Below are 17140 nucleotides of genomic sequence, written 5' to 3'. Positions count from 1 at the left end.
GGTGTTTTCGCCGACGACGGCGATGTCGGCCATGAGGGCGATCTCGAAGCCGCCGCCGAGGGCGAGGCCTTCGACCTGGGCGATGGTGGCTTTGGGGTAGCCGAGGAGTTCGTGGTAGAAGGCGAAGGTGCGGCGGTCGACGGCGAGGCGGCGGCGTTGGCTGGGTCGGCGTCGCCGGGTGGTTTTTCCGTTGCCGGTGGTGCTGCCGTCTCCGTTGCTGTGGGGGGTCTGGTCGGTGCCTTCGCCGTACCAGCCGTAGGCGTTGCGCATGTCGGCGCCGGAGGAGAAGTAGCCGCCGGTGCCGCGCAGGAGGACGACCTTGGTGTCGTCGTCGTCTGCCAGTTCGTCGAGGTAGGCGGCGAGCTGGTCGCGCATCGGCGGGTCGTAGGAGTTGCGCCGTTGCGCATTGTTGATCGTGATGCGGGCGATGCCGGACTCCGGCTCCCGCTCCATCAGCACGCGTTCGTCAGTCAACGGCTCTTCCCTCTCCCGCTGCGCCCTGGGTCGTAGGCCATCCTAGGTGAAATCTTTAGATATTTCACGCCATCGGTGAGCGTCGTCACCCTTGCGGCGGACTGACGGCGCCACTCGGAGATCGTCGGGTCGCCCTGCTCTGCCAAGGGTGCTGCCGCGGGGCGTTGGTGCCCGGATCTCGCTGCGCCGCACCTGCCGAGGTTGATGGAAATTATATATATGTTTTGCTAGCTTGTGGGCTGCTGGCGTCTCTCGTGGGCGTCGGCCAGGTCGAGGCGGCGCGAAGGACGGCCGGCGCGGGTGCTCCGCGAGACGGCACAGGTCCTGCCGGCACAGCGGTGATCCGCTGCCTGAGGGCGGCACTGTGAGGAGGAGGGCAGACCGTGGGTGTTCCAGCCGCGGACCCGGGCGACGAGCTCCGCTCGTTGGGCGCACGACTGCGCCGGTTCGAGGACCTTGAGGAGATCCGCCAGTTGTACATCGACTACGGGCGCCACCTCGACGCGGGGGACCCGGCCGCCTACGCGTCGCTGTTCGCGCGTGACGCCAGGCTTCGGCTCGGCCCGGTCATGCGCGCGGACGGCCGGGAGGAGATCGAGAAGGCGGCGGCCAAGGTGGTCCGGCTCGCCCCGGACGGTTCGAGGAGCTCCGTCCACCTGCTGGCGTCCCCTCGCATCGAGCTCGCCGCCGGCAGTGACACGGCCTCCGGCGAGTGTGTGTGGGCGGCGATCTCGAGTGCGCCGGACGGCGCACCCAGGGTCCTCGTCGGCCGGCATGTCGACGTGCTGGTGCGTGAGGACGGGCGCTGGTGCTTCGCGCGCCGTGCCGGCCTCATCGACATCGGGGCTCTCGGCCCGGCGGAGGGCCAGGGAGTCTAGGCGTCTGCCGCGGGGCGGCCGCGTCCGTCCCGCGTCCGTCCCGCGAGGTCGGCGGTACGGCTTGACCCTGGATCGGACTGTCGTCAATGTAAACGACACGGTATCGTTTTGTTGATGGTCCGGACTGCCCTGGTCGCAGGTGGAGCGGTTGGCGACGCCGCGGGGGACTCCCCGCGGCGGGCCGGCCCGATGGGTGCCTTCCCCGGCTGGGCTCGGGGCCGAGGGGCGCCTGCGCCGGCCGTCGTCGGGCGACCACGAGCTAAGGAGTGTGCGGGGCGTGAGCATCACCGTGTTCGACGCTGACAACCATCTGTACGAGACGGAGGAGGCGTTCACGCGCCATCTCCCGGACAGGCACCGGAACCTCTTCCGCTTCGTCGAGGTCGACGGGCGCAAGAAGCTGGTGGTGCGCGGCTACCTCAGCGACTTCATCCCGAACCCGACGTTCGAGGTCGTGGCGCGGCCCGGCGCGCACATGGACTACTACACGGGAAACACCAATGGCCGGACGCTGCGGGAGATCGCGGGAAAGCCCATGCGCAGCATTCCGGCGTTCCGCGAACCGCAGGCCCGCCTCGAGCTGCTGGACGAGCAGGGCCTGGCGGCCACCATCATGTACCCCACGCTCGCGAGCGTGATCGAGGAGCGTTTCATCGACGACCCGGAACTTACCCAGGTCGCGATCGGGGCCTTCAACGAGTGGCTCCACGAGCAGTGGTCCTTCAACTACGAGAACCGCATCCTGACGACGCCGGTCGTGAACCCGTGCGTCCTGGAGAGCGGGATCGCCGGGCTGGAGCTGGCTCTTGAGCGGGGTGCGAAGGCCGTCCTGATGCGCCCGGGGCCGGTTGCCGGGCTCCGCGGCACCCGTTCGCCGTTCCTCCCCGAGTTCGATCCCTTCTGGGCCCGCGTCGAGGAGTCGGGGGTGCTCGTCGTGCTGCACGGCTCCGACAGCGGATACCAGAAGTACCTCAACACCTGGGAGGGCGGCGACGGTGAGTTCGTGGCCTTCGACATGCGGCCCTTCCGGGTGGTGGCCGACGGTGGAAAGATCATCCAGGACACCTTCGCCTCGGCCATCTGCCACGGGATGCTGAACCGGTTCCCCGGAGTGCGGCTGATCAGCGTCGAGAACGGCGGGACCTGGGTCGGCGGGCTGTTCAAGAACCTCAAGGAAGCGTTCAAGAAGATGCCGCAGGCGTTCGCCGAGGACCCGATCGACGTCTTCCGCCGGCAGGTGTGGGTCAGCCCCTTCTGGGAGGAGTCGCTGGACACCCTCATCGAGCTGGTCGGCGCCGACCGCATCTGCTACGGCTCCGACTACCCGCATCCGGAGGGCCTGGCTGACCCCGCGTCGTTCGTGAAGGAGATCGACAGCTACGACCCGGCGCTCGTCCAGAAGATCATGGGCGGCAACCTCGCCGAGCTCCTCCCCGGTGTTGTGACGCTCTGACCAACGCCGGTGAGGCGAGGCGCGGGGCGGACCTGAGGCAGGGCTGACAGAGAGGGGATCCGGCGATGGGCGGGACGACCGTGTGGGGCCTGGTCGAGCGGGCTGCTCGGCTGCACCCGGACAACGTGGTGTTCGCCGACGACCATGGGCGTTCGCTCACGGTGATGGCACTGCGTGACGAGGCCGAGCGGGTGGCAGCCGGGCTGTGGGCGGCGGGCCTCGGCCCCGGTGCGGTCGTCTCCTGGCAGCTGCCCTCCATCCTCGAGGCGGTGGTGCTCATGGCGGCCTGCGCCCGCCTCGGCGTCACCCAGAACCCGCTCATCCCGCTCCTTCGCGAGCGTGAGGTCGGATTCATCACCGGCCAGGTCCGGACCGAGCTGCTCGTCGTGCCGCAGACCTGGCGCGGGTTCGCGCACGGCGAGATGGCCCGGGCACTGGGCGTCCCGACGCTGGTGCTCGACCTCGAGGCCCGACCGGGTGCGGGCATCCGGCTTCCCGGCGCTGACTCCGCTGACCCCGTCGACCTGCCACCTCCGCCGGAGCCGGAGTCCGCCGACGCGGTCCGCTGGCTCTACTACTCCTCCGGGACGACATCCGACCCGAAGGGGGCCCGGCACACCGACGCCTCGATGATCGCGTCCGCGAACGGCATCGTCGAGCACACCCGCCTGCGCGACGGCGACGTCCATCCGATCGCCTGGCCCTTCGCCCACATCGGTGGAGTGGCGATGCTGGTGGCCGCGTTACGCGCGGGCGGCAGGCACGTGCTCTTCGACGCCTTCGACCCGGCGACGACACCCGAGCGGATGGCCGCCCACGGCATGACGATCCTCGGCTCGGCGACCCCGTTCTTCCTCGCCTACATCGCGGCGCAGCGCCGCCACGGCGGCACCCCGCTGTTCGGGCGGCTGCGGGCCTGCACCTCGGGTGGCGCGGCGGTACCCGGGACGGTCAACCGCGAGGTCGCGGAGATCCTCGGTGTTCGTGGGGTGACCGGTGCCTGGGGCCTCACCGAGTTTCCGGTCGCCACCAGTGAAAGCCCCGACGACCCGCTGATCGGCACCTCGGTCGGCCATGCGGTTCACGGTGTCTCGGTCCGGGCCGTCGACGGCGAGCTGCGCCTCAAGGGCCCGCAGTGCTTCCAGGGATATGTGGACGCCTCGCTCGACGAGGGTGCCTTCGACGAGGACGGCTGGTTCCGCACCGGCGACCTCGGGTCGGTCGACGAGCACGGCCGCGTGCGCGTTCTCGGCCGCATCAAGGACGTCATCATCCGCAACGCGGAGAACATCTCGGCGCTCGATGTCGAGGAAGCGCTGATCCGTCACCCGGCCGTTGCGGACGTCGCGGTGGTCGGCGTTCCCGACGAGCGCACCGGTGAGCGTGTCTGCGCCGTCGTCGTGCCGGCTCCGGGCGGTGAGGCCGCCGTCACCGTCACCGTCGCCGCGCTCGCCGAGCACTGCCTCGCCGCGGGGCTCGCTCGCTACAAGTGCCCCGAGCAGATCCATCTCATGGACACGCTGCCCCGCAACGCGATGGGCAAGATCCTCAAGAACGAGCTGCGCGCCGCGGTCACCGCGGCGCGCGAACGAAGGGGAGCACACGGATGAGCGGAGTGCGCGGATGAGCAAGGACGTGGTGGTCGTCATCGGGGTGGGCGGCATGGGCCGGGCCATCGCCCGGCGGCTCGGCAGCGGGCGGGCGCTGTTGCTGGCCGACGTCAGTGACGCCGCCCTCGGGATCGCCGACGCGTTGCGGGCCGAAGGCCACGATGTCACCACGGCGCGGGTCGACGTCACCGACCGCGCCTCGGTGGCCGCGCTCGCCGGCACGGCTGCCGGGCTCGGCCGGGTCACCCACGTGGCCCACACGGCCGGCCTGTCGCCGACGCAGGCCTCGACGGAGGCGATCCTGCGCGTCGACCTGCTCGGCGTGGCGCTCGTTCTCGACGAGTTCCTCGGAGTCGTCGCTCCCGGCGGGGCCGGTGTGGTCATCGCGAGCATGGCCGGTCACCTGTCGGTCCGGATCCCGGCCGACCAGGAGAAGGCGCTGGCCGAGACACCCACCGACGAACTGCTGGTCCTGCCCTTTCTGGCGCCCGACGTGGTGGGCGTCCCGGGGTTGGCCTACGCGGTGGCGAAGCGGGCCAACATCCTGCGGGTACAGGCGGCGGCGCGCGCCTGGGGCGAGCGCGGAGCCCGGGTCAACTCGATCAGCCCCGGCATCATCTCGACGCCGATGAGCCAACAGGAGCTGGCGAGCGAGTCCGGCGACCAGATGCGGATGCTGATCGACCTGGCACCGATCAGACGCCTGGGCACGCCGGACGACATCGCGGCCGCGGCCGAGTACCTGCTCGACCCGCGGGCGGCGTTCGTGACCGGCACCGACCTGCTCGTCGACGGTGGTGCGATCGCCGGGGTCCGCGCACTGCTTCCCGCAGGCTGACCTCTCGCCGGCTGAGATCTCGCCGCGGGCCGACGTACCGCGTGCCGTTGCCCCAGATCCTTCCCGCACCCGACCCGTTTGGAGAAACCGCCGTGAGTGAGCCCGTCTCGGCCCTGGCCGGCGTCCGCGTCCTTGAGGCCTCCGTGACCAGGGCGGGCCGGGCCGCGGGAATGCTGCTGGCCGACCTGGGAGCGGACGTGGTGCGCGCGGCTCTTCCCTCCGCCACCGACGGCCCGGCCGCGGTGGGTCCGCCCAACCCGCAGCCGGAGTCGACGATCCCCGCGGACCACGACGACGGCGGCGGTTCCGCGGTGCCGCGCGCGGAGACGTTGCTGTGGGACCGCGGCAAGCGGGTCGTCCGGATGAGCCACGAGGACGTCGCGCGGATCGCGGGCGGCGCCGACGTGCTGCTCGTCGACCAGACCCCCGCCCGGCTGCTGGCGTCAGGGCTGGACGCGGCCACGCTCGCGAGGGCCAGCTCGGCGCTCTGCCACGTCTGGATGCCGCCCTACGGCGCGCGGGGTCCCGCCGCGGAGCTCGCGGAGGACCCGCTGCTGCTCGCAGCCCTCGGCGGACTGTCCGCGCGCTATCCGGCCACGAAGGACTGCCCGGTCGCGCCAGTCGCCGCTGTAACCACCCAGCTGCACGGTGCGCTCGGTGCCGCCGCGGCGGTCGCGGCACTGCTCGGGCGTGGGCGCGGCGACGGCCGCGGGCGTGCCGTCACCGTCAGCGGCCTGCACGCGATGTCGGCCACCATCGGCACGATGAACCAGGTCGGGCACGACCAGCCGGTGCTGCGTGGCAACCGGTCCGGCAAGGGGGTGCCGTTCTGGCGGATCTACCAGGCCGGCGACGGCCGTTGGCTGTACCTGGCGGCGCTGGTGCCGGAGATCTTCTTCCGCGCCCTCGAGGCGATGGACCGGATGGACATCCTGGTCCTGCCCGGCGTGGACGGTGACTGGGACCGGGTCCGGCGGTGGGAGCTCGGCGGGCATCTCGTCGCCGCGGCACTGGAGGAGGAGTTCCGCCGGCGGCCGATGGCCGAGTGGCTCGCCCTGTTCGCGGCCGCCGACGTGCCCTGCGCCCCGATCGGGACCCGCGCGGAATGGGCCGCGAGCGACATCGTCGAGGCCAACCACGCCTTCATCCGCCGTGACCACCCCGGCGCCGGCGAGGTCACCATGCCCGGCTTCCCGTTCGATCTCGCCGCCACCCCGGCCGCGCCCGGCGAGATCCCCGCGCTGGAGGAACTGCCCGCCGACGACAGGGTCTGGAAGCGGAGCACGTCGGACGGCTTCCCGCGCGCCGAGTCCGGGGCCGGGACGAGTGCGGCCGGGACGAGTGCGGCGGGATCCGCGGCGGGCCTGCCGCTCGCCGGCCTCACCATCGTCGACCTGTCGACCTTTCTCGCCGGCCCGCTGATCGGGGCGCTGCTCGCCGACTGGGGCGCCAACGTCATCAAGGTCGAGCCGCCGAAGGGCGAGCCCTATCGCGGATATTCGATCTCGGTGCTCGTCGTGAACCAGTACAAGCGGGCGCTCGCGCTCGACCTCGCCCGCCCGGGCGGCGCGGAGGTCCTGCTCCGGGTGCTGGGCGACGCCGACGTGTTCGTCGAGAACCTGCGGCCCGGGCGCCTGGAGAAGCTGGGCCTGTCCGACGAGCGGATCGCCGCGGCGCGGCCGGGCCTGGTCCGCTGCTCGGTCTCCGCCTACGGCCACGCGGGTGCCTACGCCGACGCCCCCGGGTTCGACCCGGTCTTCCAGGGGCTGTCCGGGCTCGCCGCGGCGCAGGGCGGCGACGGCGAGCCGGTGCTCGCCCCGGTCCCGCTCAACGACATCGGCACCGGGGCACTGGGTGCTCTGGGCGTGCTCACCGCCCTGCTGGCCCGTGACCGCGGTGCGGTCGCCGACGGCGTCGGGCAGCGCCTGTACCTCTCGCTGGCGAACACCGCGACGTACCTGCAGGCCCTCGAGTTCACCGAGTTCGCGGGGCGAACCGCGCCGATCCGCGGGGCCACCGACTTCCAGGGGCCGTCCGCCGGGCATCGCTTCTACCAGGCCGCGGACGGGTGGCTCGCCGTCGCGGCCGACACCGCCGAGCGGTTCGCCGGCCTGCGGGACGCCCTGGGGATACCGGCCGCCGGCGCGGACGGCACGTCGGTCGGGGACCTCGCGCTCGCCTCGGACATCGCGGCTGCCTTGGCTGCTCTGCCGGTGGCGGCAGCGGTCGAGCGGCTGCGCGTCCGGGGCGTGCCGGCGGTGCGCGCGCTGCTGGGCGAGGAGCACGCCGACGACCCGCATCTGCTCGCGAACGGCTTCCAGCACGTGGCCGGCGACCCGCGGTTCGGTCGGGTCAGCATCGTGCGCGGCTACGCCGACTGGGCCGGCGCGGCGCGGGAGCGCACGCCGCGGGCGGTCCTCATCGGGCATGACACCCGGCCGGTGCTCGCCGAGGCCGGCTGCTCCGAGGCCGAGGTCGAGTCCCTTCTCGCGGCCGGGGTCGTCGCCGACATCGATCTGTCCGACGTGGCGGAGGATGCCCTGGCCCGGGTCGCTCCGGCCCGCGAGGTGGCCCGGAGACGGGCGGACTGACGAAAACGGGCGGACTGACGGCAGGCAGACGGGGCGGCCCGGTTCGGGTAACGTCCAGGCGACTCGGAAACATCTGGCTTTTTTCGGTGGCGGGTCCGGCCTCAGCGTCACTCAGGGCGTCCGGGCGGCCGCATGGAGGGCAGACGGATCAGCATCAGGGTCGTGCACTGGGGAACGGGCGCCGCCGGGCGGGAGGCGCTGCGGGGGATCATCAACCACCCGGGGCTGGAGCTGGTGGGCGTGTGCGTGAACGCGGCGGAGAAGGAAGGGCGGGACGCGGCGCAGCTGTGCGGGCTGGCCGAGCCGACCGGGGTCGTCGCCACCCGCGACAGCGCCGCTCTGCTGGCGTTGCGGCCGGACTGCCTGTCCTACTTCGGGCCCGGCCCGGGCCGGGAGAAGGCGGTGGTCGCCGACCTCGTTCCCTTCCTGTCGGCCGGCGCGAACGTGGTGACGACGTCCCTGGCCGGCATGGTCTACCCGCCTGCCGCGGATGCCAGAAGCCGCGAGCCGCTGGCGGCCGCGGCGGCCAGCGGGCAGAGCTCCTTCTTCGCCACCGGCATCGAACCGGGCTTCGGCAGCGACCTGCTGCCGCTGAGCCTGCTGTCGGCCTGCGACGACGTCGAGTCGGTCCGGATCCAGGAGATCGCCGACTACAGCACCTACGGTGTCGAAGAGGCCATGCGGTTCGCGTTCGGCTTCGGTAATCCGCCCGACCAGCCCGGGATCCTGTTCACCGGCGACCTGCTCGTCAACGAGTGGGGGGCGGTGATCAGCCAGCTCGCCGACGCCCTCGGCCTGCGTCTCGACGGCATCGACACTGTGCACGAGGTGGCCACGGTCAACACCGACCTTTCCACGGCGATCGGCACCCTGCGCGCCGGTGAGGTGTCCGGCGTGCGCTTCGAGGTGCGTGGCCTGCTGGACGGCCGGCCGGTGATCATCCTGGAGCATGTGAACCGGATGGGAGCCGCGGTCGCCCCGGACTGGCCGCACGGGAGCACGACGGACACCCTCGTCTACCGGGTCGAGATCGAGGGCCGCCCGGCCATGCGCTGCGAGCTGACCTTCGACCAGGTGGCCGGTTCGGACCACGGTCTCATCGCCACGGCCATGCGTGCCGTCAACGCCATCCCGGCGGTGTGCGCGGCGCCCAGTGGGCTGCTCAGTGCCCTTGACCTGCCGGTGATCGCGGGGCGCAACGTGGTCCGCCGGGCCCCGTAGCGGCGCGCCTCCCGCCTCGTCCATCCGCCGGACCCGGCGGATGGACGAGCCGAGAGCGGGTCTCTCATGATTTGTATGCCGTGGATCCGGCTCGTAGTTCGACGGCGGCGTTGATCTCGTTGCGAAGCGCGGCGCGGCCGGGATCAGTGGTCGGCATGGCTGTTCCCGCTGTGGGGGAGTGTCCTTCCCGCAGAAGACGCTTGGCGACGGCCAGCGCCGGCGCGGGCTGCCGGGCGATCTCGCGGGCGAGGGTGGCGGTGGCGGCGGCGAGGTCCGGCTCGGGGTGGTCGCGCAGGGCCAGGCCGTATTCGACGGCCTGGCCGCCGGTCAGCCAGCGGGCCGTGAACAGTAGCTCGGCGGCGCGCATGGGACCAATCCTGCGCGGTAGCAGCACGCTGCTCATCGCCTCTGGCGCGGTACCGAGCTCGACGAAGGGCAGCCGCAGCCGGGCCGAGTCCGCCACGAGCACCAGGTCGCAGTGCAGGAGAAGCGTCATGCCGAAACCGACCGCGGCTCCGTGCACGCCGGCGATCAGTGGTTTCGTGAAGTCAGCGAGCGTGAGCACCAGTGACTCGAACGCGGCGCCGACCTGGCGCAGGCCGGTCGCGTCGGTCTCCAGACGCTCCCGCAGGTCCGCGCCTGAGGAGAAGGCGCGGCCCGCGCCGGTCAGCACCACCACTTTCACGTCAGAGGCACGGTCCGCCGCACGAAGCGCGCTGTCGAGCCCACGGTAGGACTCGGCGGTGAACGCATTGAGGCGATGCGGACGGTTCAGGGTGAGGGTTCGCACCGGTCCGTCGTCCCGCTGCAGGACCGGCCCAGCCAAGGCATCGGTGGAGGTCATAGGCGGGGTCTCCGGTCCACGAAGGTCCCTTTTCCGGCCCGAACCTGGAAGTCCCGTGCGGGGGACCGTGCCGTCGACGAACTCGGCCGCCTGATCCACAGCCGGGTGTCGTCGCTGCTACTGCTACTGCTCAACGGGCTGCTGGGGCACGGCCCCGCGGTAGACGACCTTGGCCATGATGCGGGTCATCAGCCTGGCCGAGTTGTTCATGCCGGCCAGCCGGAAGAAGCCCATGGTCCTGCGGTTGCCCGCGCCGATGACGCGGACGGGTTGCCTGCCGAAGCTCGCGAGGACCTCAGCTGCGACATCGGCCGGCCGGGCCAGCTTCGTGCCGGAGAGGAAGTCGGGCTGCATCATCTCGCGCAGACCGGGAGTGTCCGTCGCTCCGACGATCGCGGTGAAGACGTCCACGTCATACGGCTTCAGCTCCGCCCACATGCCGAGCCCGAAGTTCGTCACCCATGCCTTCGACGCGGAGTACGCGCTCAGGTAGGGCTGGGCGGTCATCCCCGCGGCCGAGGAGATCAGGATGATGCCGCCCCGGCGCTGCCGCACGAGGCGTGGTGCGAGACGGTGGATGAGTTCGAACGGGGTGAGCATGTTGACCGCGTTGAGGGATCGGTAGTAATCGAGATCCTTGCCCCAGAACGGGCCGGAGAACGCGATGGCTGCGTTGTAGACGAGGAGCCCCACCTCCAGATCCGCGGTCGCTGACTCGATGCGCTCCGCGGCCTCGGGTGTGCTCAGGTCGACCGGAAGCACGACCGCTTCGACTCCGTAACGTGCGCGCACGCTGTCTGCGCGCGGTTCGAGCTCCTCCTTCGTCGGCGCGATCAGGACGAGGTCGAAACCCCTCGCCGCGAGCTGGTCAGCCAGCTCCGCTCCGATTCCTCGCGACGCACCGGCGACGATGGCGTATCGCCCGTATCTCCTCGGTTCCAACCGCTCGCCTCTGGCCATACTGACTCACCCGTCCATCTGTGTTCTGCCCGACGGTCCGTCGGCTCCGTTCGCGCGGCAGGTGCCTATTGCAGCGCACGTATGGTGTTGCGCTGGATCCGCCATGTGCTGCCTGGGTCGTCGCGAACCAGCAGCGCCGTGCTGACGGCGAGCATGACGAACTTCGTCCCGTCGTTCCAGGCCGCGATCTGGTTGTAGAAACGAGCCACCAGCGTTTCCGAATCATCCCCGTACTCGACGAACAGGTTGCTCAGCTGGTGCCGCAGTCGGCCGTCAAAGAAGGCGTTCAGCTCGCCAGGAACCTTGGCGAGTGCCTCGCGACCGATCACAGGCTCCGGGCGAGTGCCCTCGAAGACACCGTCCTTGGTATACAGTTCGGACCATTCCTCGCCCAGATTCTCGTCGACGTACCAGCAGTAGCGGGCGAAGATGTCCTGGACCGTCAGGACGTCTTCGACGGGAACCTTCTTCGCTGTCCCGGAACTGGCCATGTTTTCCCCCTGTAGAATCGCGGATCTTGTTCAGGCGACGTCGAGATGCACGGGAAGGCGCTTGTGCCCGCCGACGAACAGGGTCTGGATGAGTTCAGGCTCGCCCGCGAGCTCGGCGTGCCGCAGGCGTGGGATCAGCTCGCTGAAGAACATCCGTGCCTCGAGCCGAGCCAGCCGGGCGCCGAGACAGAAGTGGGTTCCGTGGCCGAACGCGAGGTGGCGGTTGGGCGTCCGGCCGACGTCGAAACGGTCAGGGTCGCCGAACACATCGTCATCCCGATTGGCGCTCGCATACAGGAGCAGGACCGCTTCACCCTCGGCTATGGTCTGGCCGCCGATCTCGGTGTCCTTCGTCGCCACCCGCATGAAGGACTTGACCGGTGTCACCCAGCGGATCATCTCCTCGACCGCGGTGGGGATGAGCCCAGGCTCGGTCTGCAGGCGCCGCAACTGGTCGGGATGCTCGACAAGAGCCCGCAGGCCGCCGGCGATTGTCGCCGCCGTCGTGTCGTGACCAGCGGTGGAAATGATCACGAGGTAGCCGATCAGGTCCTGCAGCGGTAGCGGCTCGTCCTTCACCTTGGCGTGTACCAGCAGCGACGTGATGTCGTCGGTCGGGGCCGCTTTGCGGTCTTCGATCACCTTGAGGAAGTAGTGGGCGAAGTCCATCACAGCTGCCCGGTCATCAGTGGTCGTGAGCGGCCGGAAGTCGGGATCCTCCGAGCCGAAGTTCTCCAGGGTCAACCGCAGGATCAGCCCGCGGTCCGCCTCGGGGATACCGACCATCGAGCAGATGACGTCGAGCGGGTACAGCATGGCGATCTCGGAGACGAAGTCGTAGGCGGTGTCCCGGCGGGCCATCGAGTCGACCGCAACCAGTGCACGAGCCCGCACTGTCTCCTCGAAGTTTCTCAGGTTGCGCGGATGGAACCATGGAGCTGCCACCGCACGGTACTCGGTGTGCTCGGGTGGGTCCATGCTGACCAGAGACCGCGCCGCGGTGAACCGCTCCTCGTCTCGTCTGCGGTAGAGCTTGTAGCGAGGGCGTGCCTGGAAAAGGTCGGGTCGGCGTTCGACCTCCAGGATGTCCTCGTGTTTGGTCAGAGCGTGGAACGGGAGGAACTCCTCGGCCTCCACCCACGAGACCGGAGCATCTCTTCGGAGCACCGCACAGGCCTGTTCGAGCCGACCATCCGCGTATGCCATGGGGTCGACGAGAACACTCCTCGCCTCAGCCGTGGTCATCGATCGGTTGTCTACAGTATCTCGGGACACGCCAGCTCCCTTCAGTTCTTTGCGTGCCGAACACCTGGTTGGCGCCGACAGCGGGTCTCGACATTTGAAATGGCTCGGGGTACGGTTCCGGCCATGAGCGACTCATTCGAGATGAAGACCATCAAAACCCTTCTGGTCGGCGCGGTCGAGTACACGATCAGCTCGGCGGAAGTCGGCGTCGCAACTGCCCGGTACGTCTCTTCTGGAAGCATGGTCATGGGGGCGGGGACTATTTGCAACGGTCGCGCCGAAGGTGATTTCTCAAATGGATTCGCCGGCCAGCACCTCATCCGGTACTACGACGTCAACGGCGACCTGGGTGGTGAGTATGACTGGCACATCGAGTCGGTTGGTGACTGCTTTTTGATCAAGTGGTACTCGCGTAGCGACGAGGACCGGCTGGCGGCAAAGGGCGAGCTCGTGTTCGAGGGATTCGGTTTCTCGAACAGCGAGCGGTCGATCGTTGCGTCCTACTGGTTCGCCGAGCCGGTGAGTGAGCGAATCGCGCAGGCGTTGCGCTGAGGCGGGCCGGGTGGCCGGTCGGGTCGACCGGCCACCCGGTTCGGTGGGCTTCCGAGGCTCGGCCCGGATCAGGGCTCCGATCAAGTAGTGAACGATCTTTACTTTATTGAAGATCATTCACGAAGTCAATGCCTCGGATGGTGATCTCTGCAAGACTGGACGGCGTGTCAGCAGCCGCGGAAGACGAGGCCCCTCCTGCCCATGTGGCGGTCCGCGTACCACCGGCGGCTCCATCGGCCCAGCCGCTCCCGGTGGCAGGGACCCCAGGGACGGCGTCCGTGCGGGAGGCCCGGCGGGCCCAGCGGCTGGCGGCGCGGCGGGAGGAGATCCTCACGGTCGCCGAACGGCTGTTCGCCTCGCATGGCTATGAAGGAACGAGTGCCGAGAGGATCGCGGCCGGCGCCGGTTACTCCGTCGGCGCGATCTACAAGTTCTTCCCGAGCAAGGACGCGATCTACCTCGCCGTCCTTGAACGCAACGCGCTCTCGCTCGCGGACCGCCTGCGAGAGTGCGTCCAGTCGTCGGGAACCGGCCTGGAGAAGCTGCTCGCGATGGCGTCGACCGTCATTCGGACTGTCCGGGCCCATCCCGACCGGGCGCGCCTCACCTTCGGCTCCCTGGCGCCCGAACGCAACTCGTCCGCCAAGGCGGCGAGCACCGAAGCGCTCCTGGAGGTCTACTCCACGGGCATCCGCGAAGGGCAGCGTGACGGGACGATCCGGGCCGGCGACCCCGACCTGCTGGCGTACTACGTCGGTGGTCTGGTCACCGCGCACCTCGGTGTCGACGCCGAGATCTCCCACCGTCCCGTGGGGGTGCCGCTGGAGGAGTTCCTCGAGATCGTGCGCCAGGCTTTCGAGCCACGTTCGCAGTAGCGCGGCGCCGCACGCCGGCCAGCGGAAACGCTCCGCCGCGCGGAATCCCTCACCGGCTGCCCGGACGGCACCCGCCGCAGGGCGCAGGCGGGGAGCGGCCTACTGGAAGTCGGTGAAGCCACTGGGGCCGTGGCGGCCCAGGGTGCCATGCTCGAACAGCCCCCAGCCCCCAGCCCCCAGCCCCCAGCCCCCAGCCCCCAGCCCTCGGCGCCGTCGCAGACGGCGTGGCAGGCGTGGTCCACGACGCCCCGGCCGATCCCGGCCGCGACCTGAGGGTCCGTGAGGTCGCCGCCGGTGCCAGCTCCGTGCGGACCGGCCGGCCGCTGTCGCCCGCTGCGCCGCGTAACCAATGCCTCATCGCGCTCGTCCTCCGGGTTCCTCTCCCGCGGCTCCCGGCGTGCTCGGCGATTCCTGCGCAGGTGCGGGGCGCCCGGGACGCCTTGTCGACAGCTTGACGCCAGCGCCCTCCGGGCCCAAGGTAAACGAAACCGTGTCGTAAATTTTGGGCGAGGGATGGCGCCCGGAACGTGGCGCGGATCGGTGCGCGGAGGAAGGGAGCAGCTGTGCGGGTGAGTGGCCGTGAGGTGAGTCGGGTGGGGAGTGGCCTGGTATGAGCGAGGGCTACCCCATGACGCTGGAGACGGGAAAGATCCGGGAGTTCGCGCGGGCGACCGGGAGCTCGGCGCCGGAGTACCTGCGGGAACCGGCGCCCACGATTCCGGTGACCTTCCTGCGCACCTCCATCTTCTGGATGCCGCCGGACGGCCCGTCGCTGTTCGGCGACCTGCAGCTGGACCTGCGCCGCATCCTGCACGGCGAGCAGGAGTTCGTCTTCTTCGGGCCGCCGCCGCGCGCGGGTACGGAGCTGACCGTGACCTCGCGTCTCGGCGGGGTGACCGAGAAGGAGGGCGGCCGCGGTGGCCGCATGCGGTTCGTCGAGATCGTCAACGACTTCCTGGACGAGTCCGGGCGCCTCGTCGCGCGCAGCAACCAGACCCTGATCGAAACGGGCAAGGCCCCGTCCTGACCCGTGCGACCGACCGTGATCCGTGTGACCGACCCTGACTCGTGCGGCGGAGGGAGCCCCGTGGCGCAGACGCCGGCGGGTCGAGCGGCCGGAGGGTCACCGCCGGCCGCTCCCGGCTCAGCGGGCCCTGAACCGCGGCTCGCGTCGCTCGGCCGTCGCCTGGATCCCCTCGCGGGCGTCCTCCGTCCGCAGCAGGCGCTTCTGTTCGGACAGTTCGCGGTCGAGTGCCTTGCGGACCCGGCCGGCGAGGTCGCCACGCATCGTCTGGCGGACGGACTCGACGGCGAGCGGCGCCGACGCGGCGATGTCGGCGGCGAGCCCGCGGGCGGCTCCGCGGATCTCGGCGGCTGTCGGGGCCAGCAGGTCCACCAGCCCGAGCCGGGCGGCCTCGGTGCCGTCGATGCGCCGGCCCCGGTAGAGCAGGTCGAGCGCGTGCTGCTGGCCGACGATGCCGGGCAGGGTGACCGACAGGCCGAATCCGTGGTGGAAGCCGAGCCGGGCGAAGTTGGCCGTGAAGCGGGACTCGGGGGAGGCGACCCGGAAGTCCGCCGAGCAGGCGAGCCCGAGGCCGCCGCCGATCGCGCCGCCCTGGACCGCGGCGACCACGGGCTTGCGGGTCTCGAACAGCCGGATCGCCTCGTGGTACAGCGTCTCGTCGCTGTCCTCGCCCGGACCGGTCTTCGTGGTCTGCCCGGTCTGCCCGGTCTGCCCGGTCTGCGGGGTCTGGCCTTCGGCGGGCCGTGGCCGGTTGAAGTCGGCACCGGCGCAGAAGTGCCGGCCCTCGGCGGCCAGGACGATCGCGCGGCAGGACGCATCGAGGTCGAGCGCCTCGTACGCACTGGCCAGAGCCCTGATCAGGTGGATGTCGAAGAAGTTGTTCGGCGGCCGGTGCATCTCGACGACCGCCACATGGTCGTCGCCGATCGTGACCGTGACGTCGCCCCGCGCCCCGAACGTGCGCTGCGGTGACTCGCTCATGGTGCTCCTTGCCCGGTAATGGCGACCGCCTGGCGGCGGCCGGGCCCCCGTGGCCCGCTGGGCCAAAATATCTAGATATTTTACGTAGGCTACGTATCGGATCTGAGAAGGGACACCCACGATGGACGCCTTGAAGGACAGGGTCTGCATCATCACCGGTGCCGGGCGCGGCATCGGGCGTGAGCACGCCCTGCTGTTCGCCGCGGAGGGTGCCAAGGTCGTCGTCAACGACCTCGGTGGCGCCCGCGACGGCGCCGGTGCCGACGCGACGCCGGCGCAGCAGGTCGTCGACGAGATCAGGCAGGCCGGTGGTGAGGCCGTCGCCAACTACGACGACGTCTCGAGCACCGATGGGGCGCAGAACCTGATCGACCAGGCCGTCGAGACCTTCGGCGACCTGCACGTGCTCGTGAACAACGCCGGCATCCTGCGCGACCGCATGCTCGTCTCCCAGTCGGACGACGACTGGGACTCGATCATGAAGGTCCACCTCCGGGGCCACTTCGCCCCGAGCCGGGCCGCGGCCAACTACTGGCGGGCGCAGTCCAAGGCGGGCAAGGATGGCAAGCGGTCGATCATCAGCACCTCGTCGACGTCCGGCCTGTTCGGCAACGTCGGCCAGAGCAACTACGGCGCGGCGAAGAGCGGGATCGCCACCTTCTCGATCATCGCGAACCTGGAGCTGAAGCGGTACGGCGTGCGCGTCAACGCCGTGGCGCCCGCGGCCTCGACCCGGCTGACCGCGACCGTCCAGGGCAAGCTGGACAGCGCCGAGAGCTTCGGGGCGTCGAAGAGCGAGACCTGGACTCCGCTGGATCCGGAGAACATCTCGCCGTTCGTGGCCTACCTCGCGACCCAGGACTGCCCGATCAACGGACGTGCGTTCTTCGTGATGGGCGGGGAGGTCCACCTCTTCCAGCCGTGGGTGATCGTGGACGGCCTCCGCAAGGACGGGAAATGGACGGTCGAGGAGCTGGCGGCCCAGGCGGGGCGGTTCCAGGACTACAAGTTCGACTACGGCCACGCGGCCGGCCAGCGGATCTTCGACCAGTGAGGGCTCAGGCGACCGGCAGCGGCCTTCGGCGGGAGGTGCCATGGATTTC

The 17140-nt window shown here is 70.4% G+C and carries 16 protein-coding genes; 10 read left to right on the top strand and 6 right to left on the bottom strand.

Going from position 1 to position 17140, the window contains the following annotated elements:
* A partial coding sequence (locus AWX74_RS28995; RefSeq protein ID WP_341271982.1) for an enoyl-CoA hydratase/isomerase family protein occupies nt 1–474 on the bottom strand: 474 nt, incomplete at its 3' end.
* Between the two features lie 383 nt (nt 475–857).
* Here AWX74_RS28995 and AWX74_RS28990 point away from each other — a divergent pair.
* The 6 genes from AWX74_RS28990 to AWX74_RS28965 all read left to right on the top strand — a co-directional run bounded on the left by AWX74_RS28990 (nt 858) and on the right by AWX74_RS28965 (nt 9065).
* On the top strand, nt 858–1352 hold the full coding sequence (locus AWX74_RS28990; protein WP_091283318.1) for a nuclear transport factor 2 family protein: 495 nt from the start codon (nt 858–860) through the stop codon (nt 1350–1352).
* A 277-nt stretch (nt 1353–1629) separates the two neighbouring features.
* Nucleotides 1630–2805, top strand: a complete 1176-nt coding sequence (locus tag AWX74_RS28985) for an amidohydrolase family protein (protein WP_242666467.1) — start codon at nt 1630–1632, stop codon at nt 2803–2805.
* Between the two features lie 65 nt (nt 2806–2870).
* A complete protein-coding gene (locus AWX74_RS28980; RefSeq protein WP_091283314.1) occupies nt 2871–4415 on the top strand; it encodes a class I adenylate-forming enzyme family protein in 1545 nt (514 codons plus the stop codon).
* 13 nt (nt 4416–4428) lie between these two features.
* Complete coding sequence (locus tag AWX74_RS28975) at nt 4429–5253, top strand: SDR family oxidoreductase (protein ID WP_091283312.1); 825 nt, start codon at nt 4429–4431, stop codon at nt 5251–5253.
* A gap of 92 nt (nt 5254–5345) precedes the next feature.
* Nucleotides 5346–7844 (top strand): CaiB/BaiF CoA-transferase family protein, encoded by a 2499-nt coding sequence (locus AWX74_RS28970; protein ID WP_242666466.1) that lies wholly within the window; start codon nt 5346–5348, stop codon nt 7842–7844.
* A 132-nt stretch (nt 7845–7976) separates the two neighbouring features.
* Entirely contained in the window at nt 7977–9065 is a 1089-nt protein-coding gene (locus AWX74_RS28965; RefSeq protein ID WP_131799559.1) for an NAD(P)H-dependent amine dehydrogenase family protein, read from the top strand.
* A 64-nt stretch (nt 9066–9129) separates the two neighbouring features.
* Here the strand turns inward: AWX74_RS28965 and AWX74_RS28960 are convergent, their stop codons facing one another.
* From AWX74_RS28960 to AWX74_RS28945, 4 genes are all read right to left on the bottom strand, one after another.
* Complete coding sequence (locus AWX74_RS28960) at nt 9130–9909, bottom strand: enoyl-CoA hydratase/isomerase family protein (RefSeq protein ID WP_091283308.1); 780 nt, start codon at nt 9907–9909, stop codon at nt 9130–9132.
* 123 nt (nt 9910–10032) lie between these two features.
* Complete coding sequence (locus AWX74_RS28955) at nt 10033–10869, bottom strand: SDR family NAD(P)-dependent oxidoreductase (RefSeq protein ID WP_091283305.1); 837 nt, start codon at nt 10867–10869, stop codon at nt 10033–10035.
* A 65-nt stretch (nt 10870–10934) separates the two neighbouring features.
* Nucleotides 10935–11360: a nuclear transport factor 2 family protein gene (locus tag AWX74_RS28950; protein WP_091283303.1), complete on the bottom strand. Its 426-nt coding sequence runs from the start codon at nt 11358–11360 to the stop codon at nt 10935–10937.
* A gap of 30 nt (nt 11361–11390) precedes the next feature.
* Nucleotides 11391–12605, bottom strand: a complete 1215-nt coding sequence (locus AWX74_RS28945) for a cytochrome P450 (protein ID WP_091283301.1) — start codon at nt 12603–12605, stop codon at nt 11391–11393.
* Between the two features lie 123 nt (nt 12606–12728).
* Here AWX74_RS28945 and AWX74_RS28940 point away from each other — a divergent pair, with 123 nt between their 5' ends.
* The 3 genes from AWX74_RS28940 to AWX74_RS28930 all read left to right on the top strand — a co-directional run bounded on the left by AWX74_RS28940 (nt 12729) and on the right by AWX74_RS28930 (nt 15059).
* Nucleotides 12729–13157 (top strand): hypothetical protein, encoded by a 429-nt coding sequence (locus AWX74_RS28940; RefSeq protein ID WP_091283299.1) that lies wholly within the window; start codon nt 12729–12731, stop codon nt 13155–13157.
* Nucleotides 13158–13435: 278 nt separating this feature from the next.
* Nucleotides 13436–14032 carry a TetR/AcrR family transcriptional regulator gene (locus AWX74_RS28935; protein WP_165615814.1) on the top strand — a complete coding sequence of 199 codons (597 nt, stop codon included), beginning with the start codon at nt 13436–13438 and terminating at the stop codon, nt 14030–14032.
* A gap of 610 nt (nt 14033–14642) precedes the next feature.
* Nucleotides 14643–15059, top strand: a complete 417-nt coding sequence (locus AWX74_RS28930) for an FAS1-like dehydratase domain-containing protein (RefSeq protein WP_091283295.1) — start codon at nt 14643–14645, stop codon at nt 15057–15059.
* 117 nt (nt 15060–15176) lie between these two features.
* Here the strand turns inward: AWX74_RS28930 and AWX74_RS28925 are convergent, their stop codons facing one another.
* Nucleotides 15177–16037, bottom strand: a complete 861-nt coding sequence (locus AWX74_RS28925; protein WP_091283292.1) for an enoyl-CoA hydratase/isomerase family protein — start codon at nt 16035–16037, stop codon at nt 15177–15179.
* A gap of 121 nt (nt 16038–16158) precedes the next feature.
* On the opposite strand from AWX74_RS28925, the gene AWX74_RS28920 reads away from it, so the two are divergent.
* Nucleotides 16159–17091 carry an SDR family oxidoreductase gene (locus AWX74_RS28920; RefSeq protein WP_091283290.1) on the top strand — a complete coding sequence of 311 codons (933 nt, stop codon included), beginning with the start codon at nt 16159–16161 and terminating at the stop codon, nt 17089–17091.
* Nucleotides 17092–17140 lie beyond the last annotated feature (49 nt).

The sequence above is a fragment of the Parafrankia irregularis genome (assembly GCF_001536285.1).
GTDB classification, from domain to species: Bacteria; Actinomycetota; Actinomycetes; order Frankiales; family Frankiaceae; genus Parafrankia; species Parafrankia irregularis.
This window is presented reverse-complemented; position numbering and strand designations above follow the sequence as displayed.